Annotated in this window: 19 protein-coding genes; 13 read left to right on the top strand and 6 right to left on the bottom strand. The window is 69.0% G+C overall.

Annotated elements, in window-relative coordinates:
- Window positions 1-14 precede the first annotated feature (14 nt).
- A complete protein-coding gene (locus K8612_RS24690) occupies window positions 15-704 on the bottom strand; it encodes an iron-containing redox enzyme family protein (protein ID WP_223742779.1) in 690 nt (229 codons plus the stop codon).
- An 87-nt stretch (window positions 705-791) separates the two neighbouring features.
- A complete protein-coding gene (locus K8612_RS24685) occupies window positions 792-1,586 on the bottom strand; it encodes a GNAT family N-acetyltransferase (RefSeq protein WP_223764087.1) in 795 nt (264 codons plus the stop codon).
- A gap of 207 nt (window positions 1,587-1,793) precedes the next feature.
- Here K8612_RS24685 and K8612_RS24680 point away from each other — a divergent pair, with 207 nt between their 5' ends.
- The 7 genes from K8612_RS24680 (at window position 1,794) to K8612_RS24650 (ending at window position 10,269) form a co-directional block, all read left to right on the top strand.
- Window positions 1,794-3,458 (top strand): bifunctional aspartate transaminase/aspartate 4-decarboxylase, encoded by a 1,665-nt coding sequence (locus K8612_RS24680; RefSeq protein WP_223764086.1) that lies wholly within the window; start codon window positions 1,794-1,796, stop codon window positions 3,456-3,458.
- A gap of 262 nt (window positions 3,459-3,720) precedes the next feature.
- The gene (locus K8612_RS24675) at window positions 3,721-4,338 is read left to right on the top strand and encodes an RNA polymerase sigma factor (RefSeq protein ID WP_223742782.1); all 618 of its coding nucleotides are present in this window, start codon (window positions 3,721-3,723) and stop codon (window positions 4,336-4,338) included.
- On the top strand, window positions 4,325-4,705 hold the full coding sequence (locus K8612_RS24670) for a hypothetical protein (protein WP_223742783.1): 381 nt from the start codon (window positions 4,325-4,327) through the stop codon (window positions 4,703-4,705). Before K8612_RS24675 ends, K8612_RS24670 begins: the two co-directional genes overlap by 14 nt.
- Before the next feature lie 113 nt (window positions 4,706-4,818).
- Window positions 4,819-5,427: an ImmA/IrrE family metallo-endopeptidase gene (locus K8612_RS24665; protein WP_223742784.1), complete on the top strand. Its 609-nt coding sequence runs from the start codon at window positions 4,819-4,821 to the stop codon at window positions 5,425-5,427.
- Between the two features lie 2 nt (window positions 5,428-5,429).
- Window positions 5,430-6,623, top strand: a complete 1,194-nt coding sequence (locus K8612_RS24660; RefSeq protein WP_223742785.1) for a hypothetical protein — start codon at window positions 5,430-5,432, stop codon at window positions 6,621-6,623.
- A 15-nt stretch (window positions 6,624-6,638) separates the two neighbouring features.
- Window positions 6,639-8,846 (top strand): ATP-binding protein, encoded by a 2,208-nt coding sequence (locus K8612_RS24655; protein ID WP_223764085.1) that lies wholly within the window; start codon window positions 6,639-6,641, stop codon window positions 8,844-8,846.
- 55 nt (window positions 8,847-8,901) lie between these two features.
- A complete protein-coding gene (locus tag K8612_RS24650) occupies window positions 8,902-10,269 on the top strand; it encodes a hypothetical protein (RefSeq protein ID WP_223764084.1) in 1,368 nt (455 codons plus the stop codon).
- Window positions 10,270-10,273: 4 nt separating this feature from the next.
- On the opposite strand, the gene K8612_RS24645 is transcribed toward K8612_RS24650, so the two are convergent.
- Entirely contained in the window at window positions 10,274-10,591 is a 318-nt protein-coding gene (locus K8612_RS24645; RefSeq protein ID WP_223764083.1) for a hypothetical protein, read from the bottom strand.
- Window positions 10,592-10,713: 122 nt separating this feature from the next.
- Window positions 10,714-11,901, bottom strand: coding sequence for a cyclic nucleotide-binding domain-containing protein (locus K8612_RS24640; RefSeq protein WP_223742788.1), 1,188 nt, complete (start codon window positions 11,899-11,901; stop codon window positions 10,714-10,716).
- Window positions 11,902-12,046: 145 nt separating this feature from the next.
- Here K8612_RS24640 and K8612_RS24635 point away from each other — a divergent pair, with 145 nt between their 5' ends.
- From K8612_RS24635 to K8612_RS24620, 4 genes are all read left to right on the top strand, one after another.
- Window positions 12,047-13,033 carry a Rieske 2Fe-2S domain-containing protein gene (locus K8612_RS24635; protein WP_223764082.1) on the top strand — a complete coding sequence of 329 codons (987 nt, stop codon included), beginning with the start codon at window positions 12,047-12,049 and terminating at the stop codon, window positions 13,031-13,033.
- Window positions 13,020-13,931 (top strand): fatty acid desaturase, encoded by a 912-nt coding sequence (locus K8612_RS24630; protein WP_223764081.1) that lies wholly within the window; start codon window positions 13,020-13,022, stop codon window positions 13,929-13,931. Before K8612_RS24635 ends, K8612_RS24630 begins: the two co-directional genes overlap by 14 nt.
- Window positions 13,928-15,454, top strand: a complete 1,527-nt coding sequence (locus K8612_RS24625; RefSeq protein ID WP_223764080.1) for a phosphatase PAP2 family protein — start codon at window positions 13,928-13,930, stop codon at window positions 15,452-15,454. Before K8612_RS24630 ends, K8612_RS24625 begins: the two co-directional genes overlap by 4 nt.
- A gap of 102 nt (window positions 15,455-15,556) precedes the next feature.
- The gene (locus K8612_RS24620; protein WP_223764079.1) at window positions 15,557-16,867 is read left to right on the top strand and encodes a DUF418 domain-containing protein; all 1,311 of its coding nucleotides are present in this window, start codon (window positions 15,557-15,559) and stop codon (window positions 16,865-16,867) included.
- Here the strand turns inward: K8612_RS24620 and K8612_RS24615 are convergent.
- Window positions 16,830-17,363 carry an SgcJ/EcaC family oxidoreductase gene (locus K8612_RS24615; RefSeq protein ID WP_223742793.1) on the bottom strand — a complete coding sequence of 178 codons (534 nt, stop codon included), beginning with the start codon at window positions 17,361-17,363 and terminating at the stop codon, window positions 16,830-16,832. The two genes, K8612_RS24620 and K8612_RS24615, sit on opposite strands and share 38 nt — an antisense overlap.
- 1,387 nt (window positions 17,364-18,750) lie before the next feature.
- On the opposite strand from K8612_RS24615, the gene K8612_RS24610 reads away from it, so the two are divergent.
- On the top strand, window positions 18,751-19,779 hold the full coding sequence (locus K8612_RS24610; RefSeq protein ID WP_223764078.1) for a FadR/GntR family transcriptional regulator: 1,029 nt from the start codon (window positions 18,751-18,753) through the stop codon (window positions 19,777-19,779).
- A gap of 104 nt (window positions 19,780-19,883) precedes the next feature.
- Window positions 19,884-21,155 carry a type I restriction enzyme HsdR N-terminal domain-containing protein gene (locus K8612_RS24605; RefSeq protein WP_223764077.1) on the top strand — a complete coding sequence of 424 codons (1,272 nt, stop codon included), beginning with the start codon at window positions 19,884-19,886 and terminating at the stop codon, window positions 21,153-21,155.
- Here the strand turns inward: K8612_RS24605 and K8612_RS24600 are convergent.
- Window positions 21,130-22,119, bottom strand: coding sequence for a cysteine synthase A (locus K8612_RS24600; RefSeq protein ID WP_223764076.1), 990 nt, complete (start codon window positions 22,117-22,119; stop codon window positions 21,130-21,132). The genes K8612_RS24605 and K8612_RS24600 overlap by 26 nt on opposite strands.
- Window positions 22,120-22,127 lie beyond the last annotated feature (8 nt).

Below are 22,127 nucleotides of genomic sequence, written 5' to 3'. Positions count from 1 at the left end.
CCGGGCGCGCGGGCTCAGGGCTCCCGGAAGAACTTCGGGAACAGGGTGCGCGTGGTGCGGGCGGAGAGCAGCAGCGCGGCCTGCTCCTCCGGGGACGTGAGCTTGCGCAGCTCCGCCTCCAGGTCGGCCACGTGGTCGCCGTCCGCGGCGCCGTGGCCGCGCAGGAAGAGGACGGCCTTGTGGATGTTCGGGATGCCGCTCTCCGCGATGAGCCGGTCCACCGAGTCCGGGGCCCTGTTCACGGACAGGTACTCCAGCACGTAGGCCGTGCCCAGGAACGCGGTGGGCACGCCCGACTGCGTGGTGAAGCGGTTCCACTCCACGTAGGCGCGCACGGCGGGGCAGATGGGCGCGCGCTCCACGCGCTCCTCCGTCCAGCCCAGGGCCTTCAGGTCCTTGAGCAACCACTGCTCATGGCCCCGCTCCTCGTGCGCCTTCTGGAACAGCAGCTCCGCGAGCGCGGAGTTGCGGCCCTCGCGGTGCACGCGCTCGCCGGCCTCGGTGAAGAACCCCTCGCTCCAGCGCACGTACTGATACGTCTGGATGAGATAGTGGACGTAGTCGTCCTGGCGGATGCGCCCCTCGAAGAGGCGCCGGACGCCCGGCGTCGCGTCCAGCTCCCGCACGAGCATCCGGGCCTCGTGCCGCAGGGAGTCGAGCCAGTCCGTCTTCGCCGTCTGCTCATGCTTGGGCTGCTTGCACATACACGTCTCCTGACAGGGGCCCTTGGAAGGCCCGGTGGGTGTTGCGTTGAGGGTGAAGGGGGAAGGAAGGAGCGCGCCTGCCTGGGGTCAGGCGGCGTCGGCGTCCAGCGAGTCGAAGAGGTTCAGCGTCCGCGGCGGAATGGCATCCAGCGCGGCGACGAGCGGCACGGTGAAGCGGTTGAAGGCAGGGTCGAAGTGCGGCGGCGCGATGAAGCGCGCGCCCATCTTGTCCGCGAACAGCGACAGCACGGGCGGCATGCGCAGGCCGTCGAGTCCGCCCTCACGGGCCTGGGCGCGCTCCTCCGCGGTGAGCCGGGCGGCCAGGGGCTCCGCGGGCGGCGGGGGAAACTCCCGGGTCCGCACGCGGAAGCCGTTGCTCAGCCAGCCCCGGCGCGCGGCGGCCAGGAAGTAGAGGTCCGCCTCCTCCTGGCTGTCCGTCTCCATGTTGGCCGCGGCGATCCAGTGGGTGACGCCGCGCCGGCGGCTCTCGCGGTAGAGGCCCGCCTGGAGGCGCAGCACGGCGGAGTTCCGGTAGCTCCGGGTGACGCAGTAGCGCGTGGTCTCCGCGAACACGCGGCCCGGCGCGACGAGCTCCGACAGGTCGAGCTTCTTCTCGATGTCCAGCCCCACGACCGTGTCCGCGAAGGCCGCCACCTCCGCGTTGGGCGTCAGCAGGCGGGCGGTGGCCACCGGCTCCTCGCCCGCATAGACGACGACGTGCGAGGTGCTGCGGAGCGTGTCGAAGCAATCCGCTTCGCGCGGAGCCCGGGGCCGCTTGGGCCCCAGCATCCGCATCTCCTCGCCAAAAACCCGGTAACGGACGCGGAGCGCGTCATCCAGTTCGCGCTGCGCTGTGGCGACACGGCAACTCAATGAAGACATGGCGGGTCTCGCTTCCACGGTGCTTGCCGGACTTGTGTGTCCGGCCCCGACCTTTCATTCGTCGCAGCTCGGCCGAGTGCGCTCGCGGGTTGTCTTTTTTCGCTGAACCCGGCCAACCGCCCGCCACCTGCGCCCGCCCCACCCCGTGGCGCATGGCCCCCGTCCCCGCGAGTGGCTCACCTTGGACAGACGAAGGAGGAGGACACCATGACCGAGCAGACGCCCGAGGCCCCGGGAGCCTCTTCCGAGCGCACGCTGCAGAAGCTCAGCCCCTCCGAGCTGAAGGACGCGCTCCTCCAGGTCGAGGACGAGGCCGTGAGGACCCGCGAGGCGGTGATGCTCAACGCCGGCCGGGGCAATCCCAACTGGATCGCCACCACGCCGCGCGAGGCCTTCTTCCTCTTGGGCCAGTTCGCGCTCGCGGAGAGCCGGCGGGCCTGGGACGTCCCCGAGGTGGGGCTCGCGGGCATGCCCCGGTCCCCGGGCATCGCCAGACGCCTGCAGGACTTCCTGGAGGCGAGCGACGACGCGCCCGCCGTGCAGTTGTTGCGCGGCGCGCTGACGTACGGGGTGCACACGCTCGGCTTCAACCCGGACCGGTTCGTCTGGGAGCTCACGGACGCGGTCATTGGAGACAACTATCCGGTGCCGGACCGGATGCTCGCCCACGGCGAGCGCATCGTGCAGGAGTACCTGGCGCAGGAGCTGTTCGCGGGGCGGCCGCCCTCCGGGCGCTTCGACCTCTTCGCGGTGGAGGGCGGCACCGCGGCGATGACCTACGTCTTCCACTCCCTGAAGGTGAACGGCCTGCTGCGCAAGGGAGACACCCTCGCGCTGGGCGCGCCCCTCTTCACGCCCTACCTGGAGATTCCGCGCATGGAGGAGTTCGGCCTGCGCACGGTGGACATCCATCAGAGCGCCACCGCGAAGGACGGCTGCCCCACCTGGCAGTATCCGGACGCGGAGCTGCGCAAGCTGGAGGACCCGCGCGTCAAGGCGCTCTTCGTCGTCAACCCGTCCAACCCGGGCGCGGTGGCGATGCGCAAGGAGTCCGTCCACAAGCTGGTGGAGCTGGTGCGCAAGCGCCGGCCGGACCTGTTGATCATCACCGATGATGTCTACGGCACGTTCGTCAACGGCTTCCGCTCATTGGCCGCGGACCTGCCGCGCAACACGCTGCTGGTGTACTCGTACTCCAAGCACTTCGGCTGCACGGGCTGGCGGTTGGGCGTGGTGGCGCTCCACGAGGACAACATCCTGGATGAGGCGTTGGCGAAGCAGCCCGCGGCGGAGCGCGCGCGGCTGGAGGCGCGGTATGGCGCCGTCTCGCTGCGCCCGGGGCGGCTGAAGTTCATCGACCGGATGGTGGCGGACAGCCGGGCCGTGGCGCTGAACCACACGGCGGGCCTGTCGCTGCCGCAGCAGCTCCAGATGACGCTGTTCTCGCTGTTCACGCTGTTGGACAGGGACGGGGCCTACAAGAAGTACTGCCAGCGCATCTGCCAGGACCGGCTCCAGGCGCTGCTCGAAGGCATGGGCCTGCCGCTGCACGAGGATCCGCTGCGCACGGCCTACTACCAGACGATCGATCTGGAAGCCTGGTGCCGCGAGCACCTTGGCCAGGACTTCGTCCGCTTCGTCGAGGACCACCACGACCCGCTGGAGATCGTCTTCAGGCTGGCCCGGCGCTACGGCGTGGTGCTGCTCACCGGAAGCGGCGTTGACGGACCTCCCTGGTCGGCCCGTGTGTCATTGGCGAACCTGGAGGACAGCGCGTATTCACGGATTGGCCGGGACCTCCTGGATGAGGTGCGCCGCGCCATTGATGCGTGGAAGCAGGCGGGCGGAACGCCCTCTGGCGCGTCGCATTGAAACACGTCACGCCGGGATGAAACGGACCCTGGTCTCCCTGAAAGGAGACCAGGGTCTTTTTCGATCCTCGGGGGATCACGCGAGACCCTGTCCCCAAAGGCAGTACCACCTCCGAGGTACAGACACGGATCCTCGACCTCGCCAACCTGCCGGCTCGGAAAAGCGACATGTCGCCGTCGAACTCGACAGGGCTGTAGCGAACGTTCAGGCGAATCGCAGTCCAACCTGAAGCGGGGGCACGCATGCCGGTGAGGAGTGGGGGATGACCAGTCCATCACGACAACAAGTGGAGCAGCTTCACGAACGGATGCTGGGCCGGGACCCGACGGCGACCTACGACGTCTTCGAGACGTTCATGGATCCGCTGGTCCGGGGATTGAAGCGCTACCTGGGGTGCACGCATGACGACGCCAACGCCTCGGCCGCGGATGCCGTCTTTGCGTATCTGCGGCACCCGGAACGCTTCGACGCTCGCCAGTCCACGCTCTGGAATTTCCTGAACCAGATCGCCAGGCGTCGAGCCCATGACAGCCACAGGTCCAGGACGGCGCGGACAAAAAGGGAGAAAAACCCGCTGACGATTGTCGAAGTCCACCCACCAGCTCCGAAAGAGGGTGTGGAGGGTTTCGCGATTGCGAGGCAGTTGTTGAAGCGGCTGGAGGAACGCATCGAGAAGGCCGGTCTGCCGCAACGCGACATCGCCGGTATCCGCGTCATCGTCCTCCACGAGGGCCGCGTTCCTGCCGAGGAGATGGCGGAGGCCCTGGGGATGTCCCACCTGCCTCCCGGTGAGCGGCTGCACGAGGTGAGGCGCCACACCGAACGATTGAGGAGGCTTTTGCGAAGCCTCTGGATGGAGGATTCCGATGTCGACGCTTGATTGGCTGACGTACGCGGCGAAGCGCAGCACCACCGAGCAGGGACTCCTGGGCCAGGTGTTCGCGACCTACCAGTCCATCGAGGACTGCACGCCGGACACGCTCGCGGACGAACTGGGTTGCGACGAGAAGACACTCAAGCAACTGTCCTTGTGCCGCAAGCCGTCCGGGGACGGCTTCGCCGAACAGGTGAAGCTCCTCTGCGGCCGGTTCGGACTGGAGCCGTTCGCGCTCGCCAACGTCCTGCGGCAGGTGGAGATCATGGGCGGGGACTCCTCCAACGGGGATGCGGAGGCTGGCCTGCATCGCACCGGCACGCTCCAACTCGCCGCGCTCGACCTGCGCAAGAAGGACGATCCGGCCTCATGAAACCGGCCTGGCTGAGGGAGGCGGTGGAGGCCAGCGGCCTCCCTCCGTCAGAGGTATTTCCGCGTGACCTGGCGGCGGACGCATCCATGCTCCTGCCCGTGAGGCCCGTGGGATTGAAGGACCTGACCTCGGAAAAGGTGCGCCAGTGGTTGGCCCAGCGGGGGCGCACGGTGGAGGTCGGCTACCACCGCCGGATGCACGGTTGCATGGTGGCATGGGAGGGCAAGGGACTCGTGTTCTTCAACCGGGACGACGGCCCGGCGGTTCAGCGCTTCGCGGTGGCGCACGAGCTGGGTCACTTCGTCCTCGACCACCTCCTGCCGCGCAGGCGGGCACTCCACTTCTTCGGCGACGACATCCGGGACGTCCTGGACCAGAAGCGCCGTCCTACCCCGGAGGAGTCGCTGACCGCGGTGCTGGAAGGCGTTCCCATTGGCGTGCAGATCCACCTGATGGACCGGGGACCCACTGGCGACATCGGCAAGGGGGTGGTGGCTCGCTCCGAGCAGCGCGCGGACCGGCTGGCCCTGGAATGGCTCGCCCCCTCGAAGCTCGCTCGTCAGGTGATGCAGGAGGGCCCCGAAGACATGCAGCAGCAACGCTTGGAGCAGCACTTCGGGCTGCCGGATTGGATGGCGGAAACCTACGCGCGCATCCTGCGCCGCGAAGAGGGCCGCTCCCGTTTTTCCATTGTTTCATTCCTCGGTGAGGACGCAGGGTGACCATGGGCGGCCACGGGCGCTTTGACGACGACGAAGAAGATTTGACCGGTGATGAGGACTTCCGCGGCTCGTTCCGCGAGGACCTGGAGCGCACGCTGAATCTGGAGACGTGGGCGGAGGGCCTGGACCTCCAGGTCATCATGGAACGCTACCGGCGGGAGATTGGTGGCGCCATCCAGAAGGAGGACGAGCTCCGGTCCATCATCCGCCAGGAGTTGCTCCCCCGCCTCCAGACACGCCCCGGAGCCCCCGAGGGCGCTGGGCTCTACCAGTTGAGCCCCGAGCAACTGGCGGACATCCACTCGGGCCTGCTCTTCGCCGGCCAGGTGGAGGCGGTCAACGGCCTCTCCGTGACGCACGAGACGCTGCCCCTGGACATCACCCAGTTGAGCATCGCGGCCATTGGCTATGGCGGCACCGCGGGCACCTTCTCCCAGCGTCTGTTCCGCCGCGAGGTGACGGTCGACGCGCCGGACCCCTACCAGGAAGCTCTGTCCTATATCGAGATGCGCCAGAACCGCTCGCATCCGGGACGCGGTGGGCCAGACAGCCTGTCGCGACTCGCGCGGCGAGGCATCCGCGCATACGCGGAGCGCGCCATCCTGGTGGAGAAGCTGAAGGCCCCGTGGCGCATGGGTCAGGGCAATCCCTTCGCCCGTGAGCTCATCACTGGCTCCGGCTACAAGAGCCTGTTGAAAGCGTCGCTGGGGATGCTCGAACGAGTGATGAAGGACCATCCCCGTTTCGTCTTCGTCTCCGCACGGATGGACGACCGGGGCTTCCTCACCATGGGCCATGCGCTCAAGGCCGGCGAGTTCGTCATCCTCGAGTCGCTGAAGCAGGAGGGGAAGGACATCCTGGACGGATGGCAGTACGACCTCGAGGAGTACGACCTGGCGCGCGAATTCATCAACGCGTATTCACACAAGGTCGTGAAGGGCCTGTTCCGCGCCTCGGAGAACGCCCCACCCCGCATCTTCTACGCGCACGTCGACCATGCCCACATGGCCGCTTGCGTGGCCATCGCGGACAGCATGCTGCGCCCGGAACAGGGCTACCCCATGCTGCTCGACGTCGCGGAGTCCACGTGCCGTAGCGCCTTCGGCATGGATGGCTTCGAGGGCGTGGTCCAGGAGGCCTACGCGCTGGCCGACGCCCACCTTCAATACTTCAACGGTCGCAAGCCACGTCGCTGATGGGGGAACGACAGCATGTCTGACAATGGAAACACCAACGTACCCGGCCGCGGTCCCGCGCAGAATGGCGTGGCCCACAACGGCAGGCCCGTGAATGGCCACGCCGCCACCGCTCCCAATGGCCAGCGGCCAGTCGCGCCGTCCCCGCCGGGCGCCCGTCCGCCGGGCACTCCGCCCGCGAACATCCAGATGAACGGGCCGCGCCCGGCGCCCCACCCCGGTGCGCCACCGAAGCCTCCGGCCAGCGCGGTCTCCCCCACCCCGGCTCCGGCAGCCCGAGGCCCTGTTCCGCAGCCGCCTCCCTCGGAGGCGCCACACAACGGGGGCGTCCTGCCCCTGCCGGCCAGGGCCAAGGGCGAAATCGACGCGGCGAAGGAGCGGGCGGAGGCGCTCAAGGCAGACCCGGAGCTGGAGAACGCCGTGGGCTTCACCCACTTCGACACCAGCTCGAGCCACGACAACCTCGTCACCGTCCTGTCCACGAAGGAGGACCTGCACCGGCTGGCGTCGCAGACGCTGGTGCGCATCAAGTGCCGCGAGGACGACAAGGCCTACCTGGGCGTCGTCGTGCAGGGCCCCTTCGCGGAGCCGAACGCCGTTCCCGCGAACTCCACCATGGCCATTGGCGTGGTGACGCACGGCAAGAAGCTCACGTACACCTTCGAGTACCACGGTCGCGCGGAGGTGGAGATCCTCGGGGAGGAGGTCGCGGGCGTGCTCAAGCCGCACCGCTTCCGTCCCCGGCCGCAGAGCCCCGTCTTCGTGCTCGACGAGGAGGAGAGCGCGAAGGTGCTCGGAGTCAGTGGGGAGATGAGCATCGGGACCGTGGTGGGCTACGAGCGGATGGAGGCGCGCATCAACGCCCGCGACAAGTCGGTGCTGCCCCGGCACACCGGCATCATCGGGACGACGGGCGGCGGCAAGTCCACCACCGTGGCCACGCTCATCCACCGCGCGCAGAACTCCGGCATCGCCACCATCGTCTTCGACGTGGAGGGCGAATACACGCACGTGGACCGGCCCACCGACCATCAAGCCATGGTGGAGACCCTCAAGCGCCGGGACCAGAAGCCCGAGGGTGTGAAGGACTTGCACATCCATCACCTGGTCGGCCGTGAGAGCCGCAACCCGCGCCACAAGAACAAGCACGACTTCTCGTTGAACTTCTCCAGCCTGTCGCCCTACGCACTGGCGGAGATCCTCGACATGACGGAGCCGCAGCAGGAGCGCTTCCTCAAGGCCTACGACGTCACGAAGCTGCTGCTGGAGGACTTCGAGGTCTATCCCGTGACGGATGAGGAGAGGCGCGACGCGCTGGAGGTAGACGAACTGTCCACCGGCTACCCGAAGATGACCATCCAGCACCTGTTGGACGTGGTGAACGCGTACCTCTACAGCTTGAGCGACGAGGGCAAGGGGGACGGGAAGAATCGCGCGAGCCGCGCCGCGAAGGGCAAGGGGACGGTCGCGGAGGAGATCGAGGTGTTGAAGGAGGACGAAGGCCCGCCAGCCAATTCACTGAGGCTCTACAGCATCTTCAAGAACAACCCCGGCAATGTGATGCGGCGGGTGATGGGGCAGAAGAGCGGCAACGTCATCAGTTGGAGAGCATTGGCCAGCAAGATCCAGCGGCTGCGCCGGCTGAACATCTTCGACATGGGGACCACGGAGGGCGTGAAGTACGACACGATGCTCTCGCCAGGGCGGGTGTCCGTCATCGACCTGTCGGACACGGAATCCCCCCAGCTCAACAACCTGGTCATCGCGGACATCCTGCGCGGCATCCAGGAGCGGCAAGAGGCCAGCTACGAGAAGGCCCACCGCGAGGGAAAGGACATCACCCCGGTCCTCATCATCATCGAGGAGGCCCACGAGTTCCTGTCCGCCAGCCGCATCGCGCAGATGAAGACCCTCTTCGAACAGGTCGCCCGGATCGCCAAGCGGGGCCGCAAGCGCTGGCTGGGGCTCGTCTTCGTCACGCAACTGCCCCAGCACCTGCCTTCCGAGGTCCTGGCCCTGCTCAACAACTTCATCATCCACAAGATCACGGACGGGGCCGTCATCAACCAGTTGAAGAAGAGCGTGGGCAGCATCGACGAGAGCCTGTGGAATCGCGTCTCCCGGCTCGCCCCAGGCCAGGCGCTGATGTCGTTCAGCCACTTCACCCGGCCCCTGATGGTGGCCGTGGACCCCGCGCCCGTGAAGCGGCTGCTCGTCGACTAGGATTGCCCCAAACTCCAGGAACACCGGGAGGCAGGAGCGATATACAGCCAGCCTCATGTTCGGCTCCGCGCTCCTCGCCTCCGTCATCGTCGCCCAGGCTCCCGCATCCCCGGCCTCACGTGCCGCGGAAGAACTGGGCCTGGGCCCCGTCCTCGACTCCGTCGTTCACCAGGGCGTGACCTACGTCGCGCTCGGGCGTGGCGGCATCGCCGTGCTCAAGCTCGACGGTGCCTCGCCCCAGCTCGTTCGGCGCATCGAAGAGGGCCGGCGCTTCGTGCGGCTCGTCGTCGTGGGCCAGTCGCTCCTCGCCATCGAGCAGCGCGAGGAGGCCCATGCGTTCTCCCTCGCCACGCCGGAGCAGCCCCGGCCGGATTCGCTGGCCGCCGCGCTGGGCTCGGCGCGCGACCTCACCGTCGTCACCCAGGCGCCGCCGCCCCATGCCCCGCCCCCCACGGCCGCCCCCTCCTCCACCCGGCTCACCGTCACCGCCGTGCACGATGGCGACGTGACCCTCTCCGGTGGCGCCCTGGCCGGCCTGGGCGAAGGCAGCCGCGTCCGCGTGCGCACGCAGGACTCCCGCGAGGTGGTGCTGCGGGTCATCGAATCGCGCGAGGACACCGCCATCGCCCGCCTGGGCCGCGGGGAGAACGTGCGCGTGGGCGACACCGCCGTCGTCACCGACGCCCCCGCCACCGCGCGCCTCTTCTTCCCCGAGCCCGGCGTGCCGCGCCTGCGCTACGGCTTCCATGCCCGGCCCTTCCTCGCGCTGGACGCGAAGACGCGGGAGGGCCAGTCCGCTCGCGCGGGCGGCCTGCTCCTGGATGCGTTCATCGCGTGGCGGCCCGGGGACCTGCCCCTGGTGCTGAGCGCGCAGTTGGACCCCGTGGGCTTCGGCCTGGGCACCGGCCTGCGCCACTCGCCGGGCTCCGCGTACGTCGCCGCGGCCTACTCCACCGACTTCCTGGAGGTCGGCATCGGCATGGGCGCGCTGTTCGGACAGAAGGAGTGCAGCACCCAGTTCGACTTCGACCCCAACACCTACGAGCCCATCAACCCCAGGACCGTGTGCGACTCCAACGCGGGCGTGTCCTTCCAGCAGGTGCTGCGGCTGGGCGCGCTCGACGGGTTCCACCTCGCGTGGAACTCCGCCATCCTCTCGCGTGACAACCAGTTCCGCTTCGGCTCCGGGCGCGGCGAGGTCCAGGTCCCCCTCACCCCCAGCCTCTCCCTCTTCGGCGCGGGCGGCGGCTCGGCCAGCGGATGGAACTTCGGGGAGCTGGGCGTGCGCAGCTTCATCAAGGGCACCGGCGGCTCCGGCACCACCGTGCTCTCCGCCAGCCTGGGCGTCGTGTCGCTCTCCGACGGCACCGGCGAGGCCCTCACCGGCCCCTCCATCGCCATCGGCATCGAGCGCCGTCCCTGAAGCGTCAGTGGCCGGAGGCCGTGGACGCGGCGAACTCCTCCGGCACCATCGCGCCGGAGATGGGGAAGTCCTTCGGCGCCCGCTTCCACGCCTCCCCACCCGGCGGGCGGGCAGCCCCCCGAGGGAGCCGCCCCAGGCCCATGAGCGTCAGCGACACCAGGCCCAGCCCCACCACCCCCGCGGCCAGCTCGTCCACGAGGCCCACCCGGCGAAGGCCGCCCACCCCCAGCAGCGGCAGCGCGGCGATGGGCGTGGCCACCCACGCCAACCACGTGCGCCAGTTCGCGCGAGCCTGTTGCCTCAGTGCGTCGATTGAAGCCATCGGGGCATCCTTCCGGACAGGGAGGTTGTCCAGGAGGATGGGGATGGACCGGGGTCCAATGAAAGGCCCCCACACCGCGCTCGCCTGCCTCCTCACGGGCGGGGCTGGGGCCCTGTGCGCGTTCAGCCGCTCAGCGCCCGCACGCGCGCCGCGAGGTTCTGCGTGAAGAGCCGGTAGATGTGCAGCGAGGCCGCGTCGTGCGTGGCCAGGAAGTGCTGGAAGCTCTCGCGGGTGATGCGCAGCGCGCGCACCGCCGTCTTCGCGCGCACGTTCGCGGACACGGGACCGTCCTGCACGAGGGAAATCTCTCCCAGGAACGAGCCCGGCCCCAGCGTGTTGAGGTGCCGCGCGTTCGGCTCGTTGCCGGAGTAGACGTCCACGGTGCCCTCCAGCAGCACGAACAGCCCCGTGCCGGGAGCCCCCTTCTCCAGCAGCACCATGCCCGGCGTGGCCGTCACGGGCCGCGCCAGCCGGTACAGGTCCTTCATGTCCTCCAGCGGCAGCTCGCCGAAGATGGGGATGGCCTTGAGGAAGCGGTAGCCGCTGGCCTCCGGCAGGGTCGAGCCCGCGGCCAGCCGTGCGAGCAGCGCCTCCGCCTCCACGTCCAGGCCCATGCGCCGCAGGAGCCGCGCCTTCTCCGTCACCAGCACGGGATCCGCGCGCAGGTGCTCGGCGCTGCTCAGCGCGTCCGCCAGCACCGCGAGCGCCCGGTGCGTGAAGCCACCGGCGTCCAGCACCTTGCACGTGCGCAGCACGGCCTCGACGTAGCGAGGGTCCTCCGCGAGCACGCCGCCCAGGGCCTCGGCCTCCGCGTGGGCCTGTCCCAGCTCGTGGTAGAGGTCCGCGGCCTCGAAGGGGCGGCCCAGGCGGACCAGGCAGTGCGCCATGGACTCGCGGGCGCCCAGGCCCCGGTAGACCTCCAGCGCGCGCTCCAGCGCCCCGCCCCGCTCGAAGGCCGCCGCGGCGCGCTCCACCTCGCCCGCGCGCAGGTACGCCTCCGCGGCCGCCACGTGCTGACCGCCCTGGGCGTACAGGTCCGCCACGGACACGTCATCGCCGCTGCCGTCCAGCAGCCGCGCCGCGCCCGTGAAGTCACGCGCCCGGCGCAGCACGTCCACCAGCCAGTGGCGCTCCTTCACCGTCCCCTGCGCGGCCTCCTTGCGAAGCCGCTCGCGCTGCGCCGCGCCCAGCTCCTCGTAGAGCTGCGCCGCGCGCTCCGGCTCGCCTTGCGCCGCCAGGGACTGCACCACCTGGAGCGTGCCGCCCCGCAACGAACCGCCCCGACTGCTGCCCGCCGTATCGCCTGCCATGTCACACGTCCCTTCCCAGGCCCACCCCGTTGGGGCGGCGCGCCCGGTTCCACCAGCGCCTGACTAACCAGGAACCCGGGCGTAAAGCCAGTCTCGACCGGCGCCCCCGTGGCCCTGGAGACACCGGGTCCGGTAGGGTCCGGGCATGGTTGTTCCCGTCCTGGCCGGGGTGGCTCCGGACCGTCTCCCCGGGCCCTCGCGCCCGCGCTCCTGGTACCTGGTGACCCCGTCCGAGTCCCTGCGGCCCGGCCACGCGATGGGCGTCCAGGTGGGGGGCCAGGAGGTGGTGCTGTTCCGGAGCCAGCAGGGCCGGGTCCACGCCCTGTCCGCGCACTGTCCCCACCTGGGGGCCCACCTGAAGCACGGCACCGTCCAGGGCGAGCTCTTGCGCTGTCCGCTGCACCATTGGAGCTTCGACGGAGGGGGCCGCTGCCGCGCCGTGCCCGGCCGGAGCGACGTGTCCGCCCTGCCGGGGCCCCGGGCGTGGCCGGTGGAGGAGCGCTTCGGCGGGGTGCTGGTGTTCAACGGCCCCGAGGCGCTGTTTCCCCCACCCGACCTGGGAGGTGGGGAGCACGTCTGGGACGTGGGGCCTGCGGTGACGGTGGGCTGTCCGTGGCTGCCGCTCGCGGCGAACTCGTTCGACCTGGACCACCTGCGCACGGTGCACCACCGGGAGCTGTGGGACACGCCGGCCTGGGAGACCCCGGACCGGTACACCCTGCGGCTGCGCTACACGTCGCGCGTCATCGGCACGGGCGCGAGCGACCGGCTGATGAAGGCGCTGTCCGGCAACCGCATCCGCGTGGAGCTCACGCTGCACGGCGGGACGTTGATCTCCGTGAAGAGCGACCTGGGCCGGGCGCGGGGACTGCTGCTCGCGAGCCTGACGCCCGTGGCGGAGGGCACGTCGGTGCGGCTCGCCGTCGCGGCGAGGCCGGGGCGGATTCCAGGCGCGGCGGCGCTGGTGCTCGGGGTGTCGCGGTGGCTCTACACGTCGTTCCTGCGCCGGGACGTGGCCGTGCTGGACGGCATGCGCTTCAACGTCGCGACGGCGACGGCGGACCCGGTGATGCGCCAACTGCTCGACTTCGCCGTGGGCCTGCCCGAGGACGGGGACGATGCGCGCCGATGACACCCCGCCGATTCCCGCCGCGCTCAACGCGGGGCTCCTGGTCGTGGCGATGGGCGCGGGGGCGCTGTGCATGTGGACGGCGTCGCACGCGCAAGCCCTCTGGGTGCGGCTGGTGGCGGCCGGGGTGTTCTCCTACGTGAACAACACGGTGTTCTCGCTGCTGCACGAAGCGACGCATGGGGTGCTGCACCCGTCGCGGCGGCTCAACGACGGGCTGGGCCGGCTGGCGGCGACGTTCTTCCCCACGTCCTTCACGTTGCAGCGCGCCTTCCACCTCACGCATCACCGGTACAACCGCACGGCGCGCGAGCAGTTCGACTACCTGCACCCGGGCGACCACCGCGTCCTCAAGTATGCGCAGTGGTACGTCATCCTGACCGGCGTCTACTGGCTGTTCGTACCGCTGGGGGCGCTGGTGTTCGCGCTCGCGCCGGGCCTGTTGCGGAGGCTGCGAGGTCCGGGCACGCGCTACGGGGAACAGACGGGCGCGGACGCATACCTGGGGCGGCTGGAGGATGCACCGGGGACGGCCATCCGAGCGGAGGTGCTGGGAATGTTGGCGGTGCAGGCAGGGCTGGCATACGCGCTGGACCTGACGCTCGCGGGGTGGGCCCTCTGCTACGCGGCGTTCGCGGTGAACTGGAGCTCGTTGCAGTACGCGGACCACGCGTGGTCGCCGCTGGACGTGCGCGAAGGAGCATGGGACCTGAAGGTCGCGGCGCCGGTGCGCTGGGTGTTCCTCAACTATCACTACCACCGGGCGCACCACCGGTACCCGCATGTGCCCTGGCTCTACCTGGGCCGCTACGTGGACGAGGGGGCCGAGCGGCCCTCCTTCCTGCGCATCTGGCTGTCCATGTGGCGAGGCCCTCGTCCTTTCCCGGAGCAGACGAAGTGAGCGCGTCCGCGAAGAAGGGATTGAGCACGAAGGGTCCGCTCTTCGGCTGGCCCACGTCGGAGGAACTGAAGCGCACGGGCGCGATGACGGTCGGCTTGGCGCTGTTCTTCCTCGCGGTGTACGGCGGCGCGAGCTGGGTGACAGGCTTCTATTCCGGCGGCCTGCGGGTGGATCTGCCCTTCGAACAGCACATCCCCTTCATGCCCGGCTGGGCCGCCGTCTACGTCAGCATGGATGTGCTGCTGCTCGTGTCCCTGTTCATCTTCCGGACGTGGAGACAGATGCTCCCTTTCGCGCTGACGTTGTGCGCGGAGACGGTGCTCGGTGCGCTCTGCTTCCTCGTCCTGCCGGTGGAGGTGGCGTGGCCGCCGCGCGCCGTCACCGGAGTCTGGGCATCCGTCTTCCAGGCCGCGGACACGATGAACCTGGAGCGAAACTATCTGCCATCGCTCCACGTCGCTTTCGCCTGCACGGCGGCACTGGCCTACCGCGAGCGTTCAGGACCGGTGGCGAGCACCGTCTTCACACTCTGGGCACTGGCCATCGCCGCATCGACCTTGTTCATCCACGAGCACCACCTGGTGGACGTATTCGCGGGAGCCTTGCTCGCCTGGGGCACGTGGCGTGTCGTGGCGCCCCGGGTCCGGAAGGAAGCCTTCCTCGAAGCCGTGCGGGTGGAAGCCCTCTGCGCGAGGGAGCTGTACCGCTTCGCGCGCAGGCATCCGCGCTACGGGCTCATCGCGCTCGCGCTGTACCAGCAGTCCCTGGGGCGCTGGCGCAAGGCGCGAAGAGCGCGGGTGGGGTTCTGCTTCCTCCAGATGGTGGATGACGTCCTGGATGGAGACCGTCCCGTCGAAGGCGAACCGCTGGACGCCATCGACGCGCTCCTGCGCACGCTGGAGACCGGAGCGCCGGGCCCCGCGACGGAGTTCCACGACACCGCGATGTCGCTGGGCCGAGTGCTGCTCACGGAGCTGACCGGCCCAACGGCCCGCGAGCAGGTGCTGGAGCTGGTGCGCACGATGCGCCGGGACCGGGAGCGGGTGCGCGATGAGCGCTGGTGGGACGCGGCAACGCTCCAGACCCAACTGGGGAACACCTTCCGGCTGTCCGTGAGCCTGATGCTGCACGTCGCGGATGCCCAGGTGCGAGCCGAGGACGCCCCTTCCCTGCTCGCGGCGTTGGGTTGGTGCTCCGTGATGCGCGACCTGAGAGAGGACCTGGCACAGGGGCTCTTCAACGTGCCCGAGCACGTCGCCACGGAGGTGCGCGCCCAGGGACATCGTCCCGAGGACTTCGACTCGCTGCTCACGGCGCAAGCCGGACGGGCCTGGGTGCGCGGCGAGTACCAGCGAGCCCGCGCGCTGTTGGACCGCTCCGCGAACGAGCTGGCCCACCTGGAAGGCAGACAGGGTGTCGCGCTGCTGCGCCTCTTCCACAGGTCGGTGGAAGCCTTCTGGGCCCGGAAGCTGCCGCGTCGCATGCCCTTCCTGCGCGAAGCGCCGGTGCTCGGAATCTCCTGAGTCCTTCACACGGGGTCGTCCTCCCTGCGCGTGGAGTGAGGCCGCGCGGGACGACGTGGTGCATGCGTTGACGCGAAGCGAGCACAGGCATCTGCTGCACGCATGTCCGACTCCGCTCCTTCCACTTCCGGCGCCCGTCCGGTGGATGTCTCCGAACGGTTGCCGCTCCTGGACGTGCTGCGAGGCTTCGCGCTGTGGGGCGTCTTCGTGTCGAACAGCTTCGCCTGGTTCAGCGGCCGGGTCCTGATGCCCCGGGAGCAGGCCCAGTCACTGGCGGCGCCGCCCTTCGAGGCGGCCGTCACGGCGCTCTACCACTTCTTCGTGAACCAGAAGTTCGTCACGCTGTTCGCCTTCCTCTTCGGACTGGGGTTCTCCATCCAGTTGACGCGAGCCGAGGCCCGAGGGGCCTCCGTCGTCCCGGTCTATTCACGGCGCCTGCTGGTGCTGCTGGGCATCGGGGTGGTGCACCTCACGGCGCTCTGGGCGGGAGACGTGCTCTCCACCTACGCCCTGCTGGGCTTCGCGTTGCTCCTCTTCCGCGACCGTTCGGACCGGACGCTGCTGGTGTGGGTGGGGCTGTCGGTCGTGGTGGTGCCGTTGCTGGTGCCAGCGCTCCTCCACTTCGGCCCCATCCTGCTGAACGGAGCGCAGGCGGCGGCCGACGCGGCGAAGGCCACGGAGGCGATGGAGGCCCAGACGCGGGAGCAGTTGCTGCTGGGACTCCAGAGCGACTCACTGTGGACGACGCAGGCCGCGAACGCGCACTTCCTCCAGTACATGCTGCCCACGTTGAAGCGGCTGCTGTGGATGATCTTCATCCTGGGCCGGTTCCTGCTGGGGCTGCTCGCGGGGCGGCACCTGTTGCTCCAGGACGTGGAGCGCCACCGCGCCTGGCACCGGAGGATGCTGGGCTGGGGGCTGGTGCTGGGCGTGCTGGGAAATGGCGCGGGAGTGGTGGTGCAGCACCTGCGGCTCGCGGGGCTGTTGGACCCGTCGAAAGCCCACTGGATGTTCACGCTGTCCGCGATCCAGGAGATGGGCTACCTGGGCCTCGCCGCGGCCTACGTGGCCGCCTTCGCCCTGCTCTTCCAGAAGGAGCGCTGGCGCAGGTGGCTGGGCATCCTGGCCCCGGTGGGGCGCATGGCGCTCACCAACTACCTGATGCAGACGGTGGTGAGCCTCTGGCTGTATGACGGCTGGGGGTTGGGCCTCATCGGCAGGCTGCCTCCATCACGTTGCGTGGCGCTGACCCTGCTGGTGTTCGCGCTCCAGATTCCACTGAGCCACGCCTGGCTGTCACGCTTCCGCTTCGGTCCGGCCGAGTGGCTGTGGCGCTCGCTCACCTACGGCAAGCGCCAGCCCATGCGGCTCGCGCTCAAGCCGTCGCCGGCCGGCGTCCCCGACGTCCGATGAAGAACCCCGCGCCGAGCGCGGCGACCGCGACCAGCGCACCGAAGCCCATGGCGGCGTTCTTCACCTTGGTGAGCAGGGGGTTGTCGAACACGTTGGTGGAGTAGTGGAACGCGGCGATGAGCCACTGGTCGCCCTCCTTCACCAGGGTGCAGGTCCACCGCCCGTTGATGACGAGGTCCGTGCCGTCGTTCAGGATGTAGTGGTCCAGCGACGAGCCATACGCGACGCCCGCGTTGCCATACAGGCGCGTGAGCGCATCCACGTCGAACTTCGCGGTGACCTTCTTCACGACGCTGTTCGGGCCACCCAGCATCTCCGCGTAGTACGCGCGGATGGCGTCCTTCCCCACGCGAACGTCGTTGTTCATGGTGGAGAACACGACGTCCGGATGCAGGTGCGAAAGCAGCCGGTCCAGGTCCTGCTTGTTGAGCGCGTCCTCCATGTCCTGCTTGATGGCGCGCAGCGCCTGATGCGTCGCCTCATCGCCAGAAGCCACGGCCGCCGGAGCCACGGCATCCTGAGCCCCCGAAACAAAGGGGACCGCGACGAACAGCAACGCCAGGAGACCTACGAGCCGGGTGCGCACCATCGAAGCTCCATGAAGGAAGAGGACGGCGCGCATCCTAGGCAGGTCGCCAGAGGTTCGGTAACAACCCCATCGATTCAAGGGTCCGAGTGATGACGCGAGCCTCAAGAAGCGCGGCAGGGGGTCGCGACAGCGTGCATGCGCTGAAGCCAGCAGGATGACACGGAGGGAAGCGCCCACCCGGGCCAGCTCCCTCAAAACCTGTCCGACACTCCGCCCCACCTCCACGCCCGGCCCCGAGGCCGCACCCGCTCCGCAGCAGCGCGGCGTCAAACGTGAGCCCCTCAATTGGAGCCACGGACAGAGGCGTCCGCCTGGGCTCGGTTCCCGCAGAACCTGTCCGACAGTTGGACCAAGCAGCGCCTGGAGCCCGAGGCCACGCTGGACCGGCAGGGGCGCGACTTCATGCGTACGCAAACACCAAGGCATGGAACAGACAGTGGCGACCGCCTGGCCTTGGTTCCTCCAAAACCTGTCCGACAGTAGGCCCGCTTCCCACCGCAAAGGGCGCGAGACCGTGCTCGACTGGGAATCACATGATGTCGTGCATGCGCGGGTCCCAAGGATGGGCCATGAACCGAGGCGCCCGCCCGGGCATGGTTGCCTCAAAACCTGTCCATCTGTCGGACCGCGTTCCACCGCAAGGGGCGGGGCCGCACCTGACTGGGAGGCGCATGATGTCATGCGCGCGCGGGGCCCAAGGATGGGCCATGAACCGAGGCGCCCACCCGGGCCGGTTGCCACAGAACCTGTCCAACTGTCGGACCGCTTTCCACCGCATGGGCCTGAGGCCGCACAGGACTGGGCGGGGCTCGACGTCGCGTGTTCGCAAACACCAAGGTGGAGCGTGGACAGGGCTCCACCCGCCCGGGCCCCGTTGCGTCAAAACCTGTCCAACTGTCGGGCAAGTTCTCGCCCCATGGACCCGAGGCCGCAACGACCCAGAAGGTGAACGAAGTCGTGCGTGCACGAACCCCAAGGTGCGGCGCGAACAGAGACGCCCACCCGAGACCGATTGCCTCAAAACCTGTCCGGCAGTCGGACAGGTATCCGCCGCATGGAGCCGACGTCGGCTGGTTTGGGAACGCGCGACTTCGTGCGTGCATGAACACCAAGATGGGCGCGGACAGAGGCGCCCGCCCGGGGCCGGTTGCCTCAAAACCTGTCCGACAGTCGGACAGGTTTTCGCCTCCCGCCGCCCGGGGGCGGGCCCGGCAAGTCCGCGACGCGGAAGGTGGGCCCGCACGTCCATGTCAGACCCCTGTGGTGGGATGGCGACGCTGGAACGAGGAGGGGGATGGGGATGGAGCGGCGAGGACTCGTGGCGTACGTGGAAGCGCAAATCGAGCGCGATATCGCGCTGGGGCGGCTGCACCCGAGCGGGCAGTTTGGCTCCGAAGCGAAGCTGGCGCGTCGCTATGAGGTGTGCCGGGGCACCATCCGCGAGGCACTGCGGCGGCTGGCGGCGCGGGGCCTGGTGGTGCAGCGCCCCGGGCGAAAGACTCGCGCGGTGGCCCTGGATGAATCGCTGACGCTGGAGAACCTGGGGCTGGCGCTGCATGACGCGCGCTCCCCGCAGGCCCGGTGGCTTCTGGAGGGCTACTTCAGCCTCAAGCGGCAGGTGCTGGTGGAACTGCTGGCCGACTGCTGCGCGAGGGCCTCGGACCGCGACCTGGACCGGCTGGGGAGCGCGTGCTTCCGGCTCCAGGACGCGGCGCGCTGGGAGTCGGGGGCAACCTGCGCCCAGGCGGAATTCGAGTTGCTTCGGGAGGCGGCGCGCGTGGCGGAGCGGCCCGGGCATGTGCTCCTCGTCCAGTCCCTGCAACGGGCCTTCATGGGAGGCGCAGCCAGACTGCTGCCGCTCTTGGGCGGAGCCGCGCTGCGCGAGTGGGCCTCCCGTGCGATGGCAATCCTGCACGAGCGCGACGTGCGGGCGCTTCAGCACGAGCTGCCGGCGCTGATGAAGGATTGCGATGAGCTTGTGCTGAATGCCTTCTCCCCCGCTCCGCAGGAAACTGTGTACCCCGAGGCCTCGTGCGTCCGGGAGGAGTCTCTCGGTACTCATGAGCCAGCCACCTCGCAAGGCGATGCACTGGAGATGCGCCCCAGCACCGAGGCGGGTGCCGCCGGATTACCTACTCCCGCCGTCGCACAGGATGAAGCGCGCGAAGTACAGCCCTGTGGCGAGGCGCGTGGCCCTGGCGACCTGGCTTCATCCGTTGCGGAGGACGAGGCACTCGAGCTCCCGCTCCGCGTGGAGGTGCGGTCGCTGGGAGGACGTGACGAGCGTCCTCCAATCCCTCCTTCGACGCCGTCTCCCCCATAGGAGGTATGGCCAAGCGGAATCCAAACAGCTTGTAGTCGTGGACGTCGCCAGTCTGTTCTCACTGCTGGCACGGCCCGGGCTCGACGGGTTGCAGGGGGGATACCGTGGACGCGAATCAACTGCTGGAGCTGGTCAAGCGTTATCAGGACTCCAAGGCCTTCATCTCCAACGAAGAGACCGCCAAGCTGGCCCTGGTGGTCCCCTTCATCCGGCTGCTGGGCTACGACCCCGGTCTTCCCCGGGAGGTTCGCCTCGAATACGCGGCGGACTTCGTCCAGGGCGACGGCAAGAAGCTGCCGGACCGCATGGACTTCGCCATCTTCGACCAGACGGGACAGAAGCCCCTCATCGTCATCGAGACCAAGCCCCTGGGCACGGACCTCAAGTCGCGCGCCCAGCAACTGGCCCGCTACCTCTCCCAGCTCCCGGAGCTCCACTTCGGCATCATCACGGATGGGTGCCACTACCTGTTCTTCGGAGACCTGGAGAACCCCAACGTCATGGACCCGGAGCCCTTCTTCACGTTCTCCCTGGAGGACACGAAGTCGGACTGGGCCAAGGTCGCGAAGTTCCTCTCCAAGTTCAGCCGCGAAGCCTTCAACGCCACGACGCTCATCACCGACGCGGAGAACAGCCGCTACCGCCAGGGGATGATCGACAAGCTGTCCGCCGCCCTCAAATCCCCCGGCGAGCACGAGGGCTTCCTCAAGTGGCTCACCGAGGACATCTACAAGGGGAAGCGGACAACCGCCGTGATGGAGCGCCTCGCGGAGGTCGCGAAGGAGGCCATCGAGCCCACCCTCCTCCGCGTCATGGGCGATGACTTCCTCGACAAGCTCAAGGAGCGCATCCAGCGCCTGAACGAAGGCACCGAGGCGCCCGCCGCCAAGGACGGGCCCAACGTGGTGAAGGCGGACAGCGCGAAGCCTTTCGACACGGAGCCCCGTGCCCCGGGTGACGACAAGACCCGCGTCGCCGTGGAGACCACCGAGGAGGAGCTGACCTTCTTCGGCGTCGTCCGGGACATCTGCACCAAGAACGGCCACGCGGCGGAGGACGTCCTCTACCGGGACACCTCGAACTACTTCAACGTGTCCTACAAGAAGCCCACGAAGTGGTTCGTGCGGTTCTTCGGCAATGGCAAGCGCAAGTGCATCGCCACCTGGGTCCCGGTCGAGGAGGCGAAGACGCTCGCCGCGGGGTTCGAGGTCGAAGCGTCCCCCTCGGCGTTCGGCATCAGCCGGATCTACATCCAGACGATTCCTGAGGTGTGGGCGCTCAAGGCCCTGGTCGCCCGGAGCCTGGAGCTGTCCCTCACCGCCAAGGAGGAGGCGCCCGCGGAGCCCACCCTCAAGCTGGCAGTGGCTTCACCGTGAGCCCCTTGGACGCGAGGAACTCCGGGTTGAACACCTTGGAGGCGTAGCGGCTGCCGTGGTCGCACAGGAACGTGACGATGCGCAGCCCCTGTCCCTGGTGCCTGCGCGCCACCTCCCAGGCGGCCCGCACGTTCAGGGCCGCGGAGGTGCCCACCACCAGCGCGTCCTCACGCGCCAGGTGGTAGAGCATCTCCAGCATGTCCTGGTCCTCCAGGCGCATCGCTTCATCCACGCGCGCCTGCCGGAAGTTCTCCGTCAGCCGCATGATGCCAATGCCTTCCGTGATGGAGCTCCCCGCCGTCTCCATCTTCCCCGCGCGCACCTGGCAATAGAGCCCCGACCCCGGCGGATCCACCAACACCACTCGCAGGGCCGGGTTCTTCTCCTTCAGGTAGCGGCTCGTGCCGGACAGCGTGCCGCCGCTGCCCACCGACGCCACCAGCACGTCCACCCGGCCCTCCGCCTGCTCCCAGATCTCCGGCCCCGTCGTCTCGTAGTGGAAGTCGCCGTTCGCCGTGTTCTCGAACTGGTTCATCCACGCCCAGCCGTTCGCTTCCGCCAGCGCGCGCGCCTGGTGGAAGAAATGCGAGGGATTGGAGAACGGCACCGCCGGCACCCGCCGCACCTCCACGCCCATCGCCTCCAGGTACTCGTATTTCTCGCGCGCCTGGTTGTCCGGCATCGTCACCACCACGCGGTAGCCGCGCTCGCGGCCCAGCAAGCCCAGGCCGATGCCGGTGTTGCCCGCGGTGCCCTCTACAAGGGTTCCGCGCGGCTTCAACTGCCCCGTCGCCTCCGCGCGTTGGATCATCCCCTTCGCGGCCCGGTCCTTGATGCTGCCGCCCGGGTTCATGAACTCCGCCTTGGCGACGATGTCACAGCCCGTCCGGCGGCTGAGCGAGCCGATGCGCAACAGCGGCGTGTTCCCCACCGCGTCCCAGAGCGAACCCATCCGTGGTGCCATGTCCGTCC

It is taken from the genome of Corallococcus sp. AS-1-6 (assembly GCF_020037015.1).
Taxonomy (GTDB): domain Bacteria; phylum Myxococcota; class Myxococcia; order Myxococcales; family Myxococcaceae; genus Corallococcus.
This window is presented reverse-complemented; position numbering and strand designations above follow the sequence as displayed.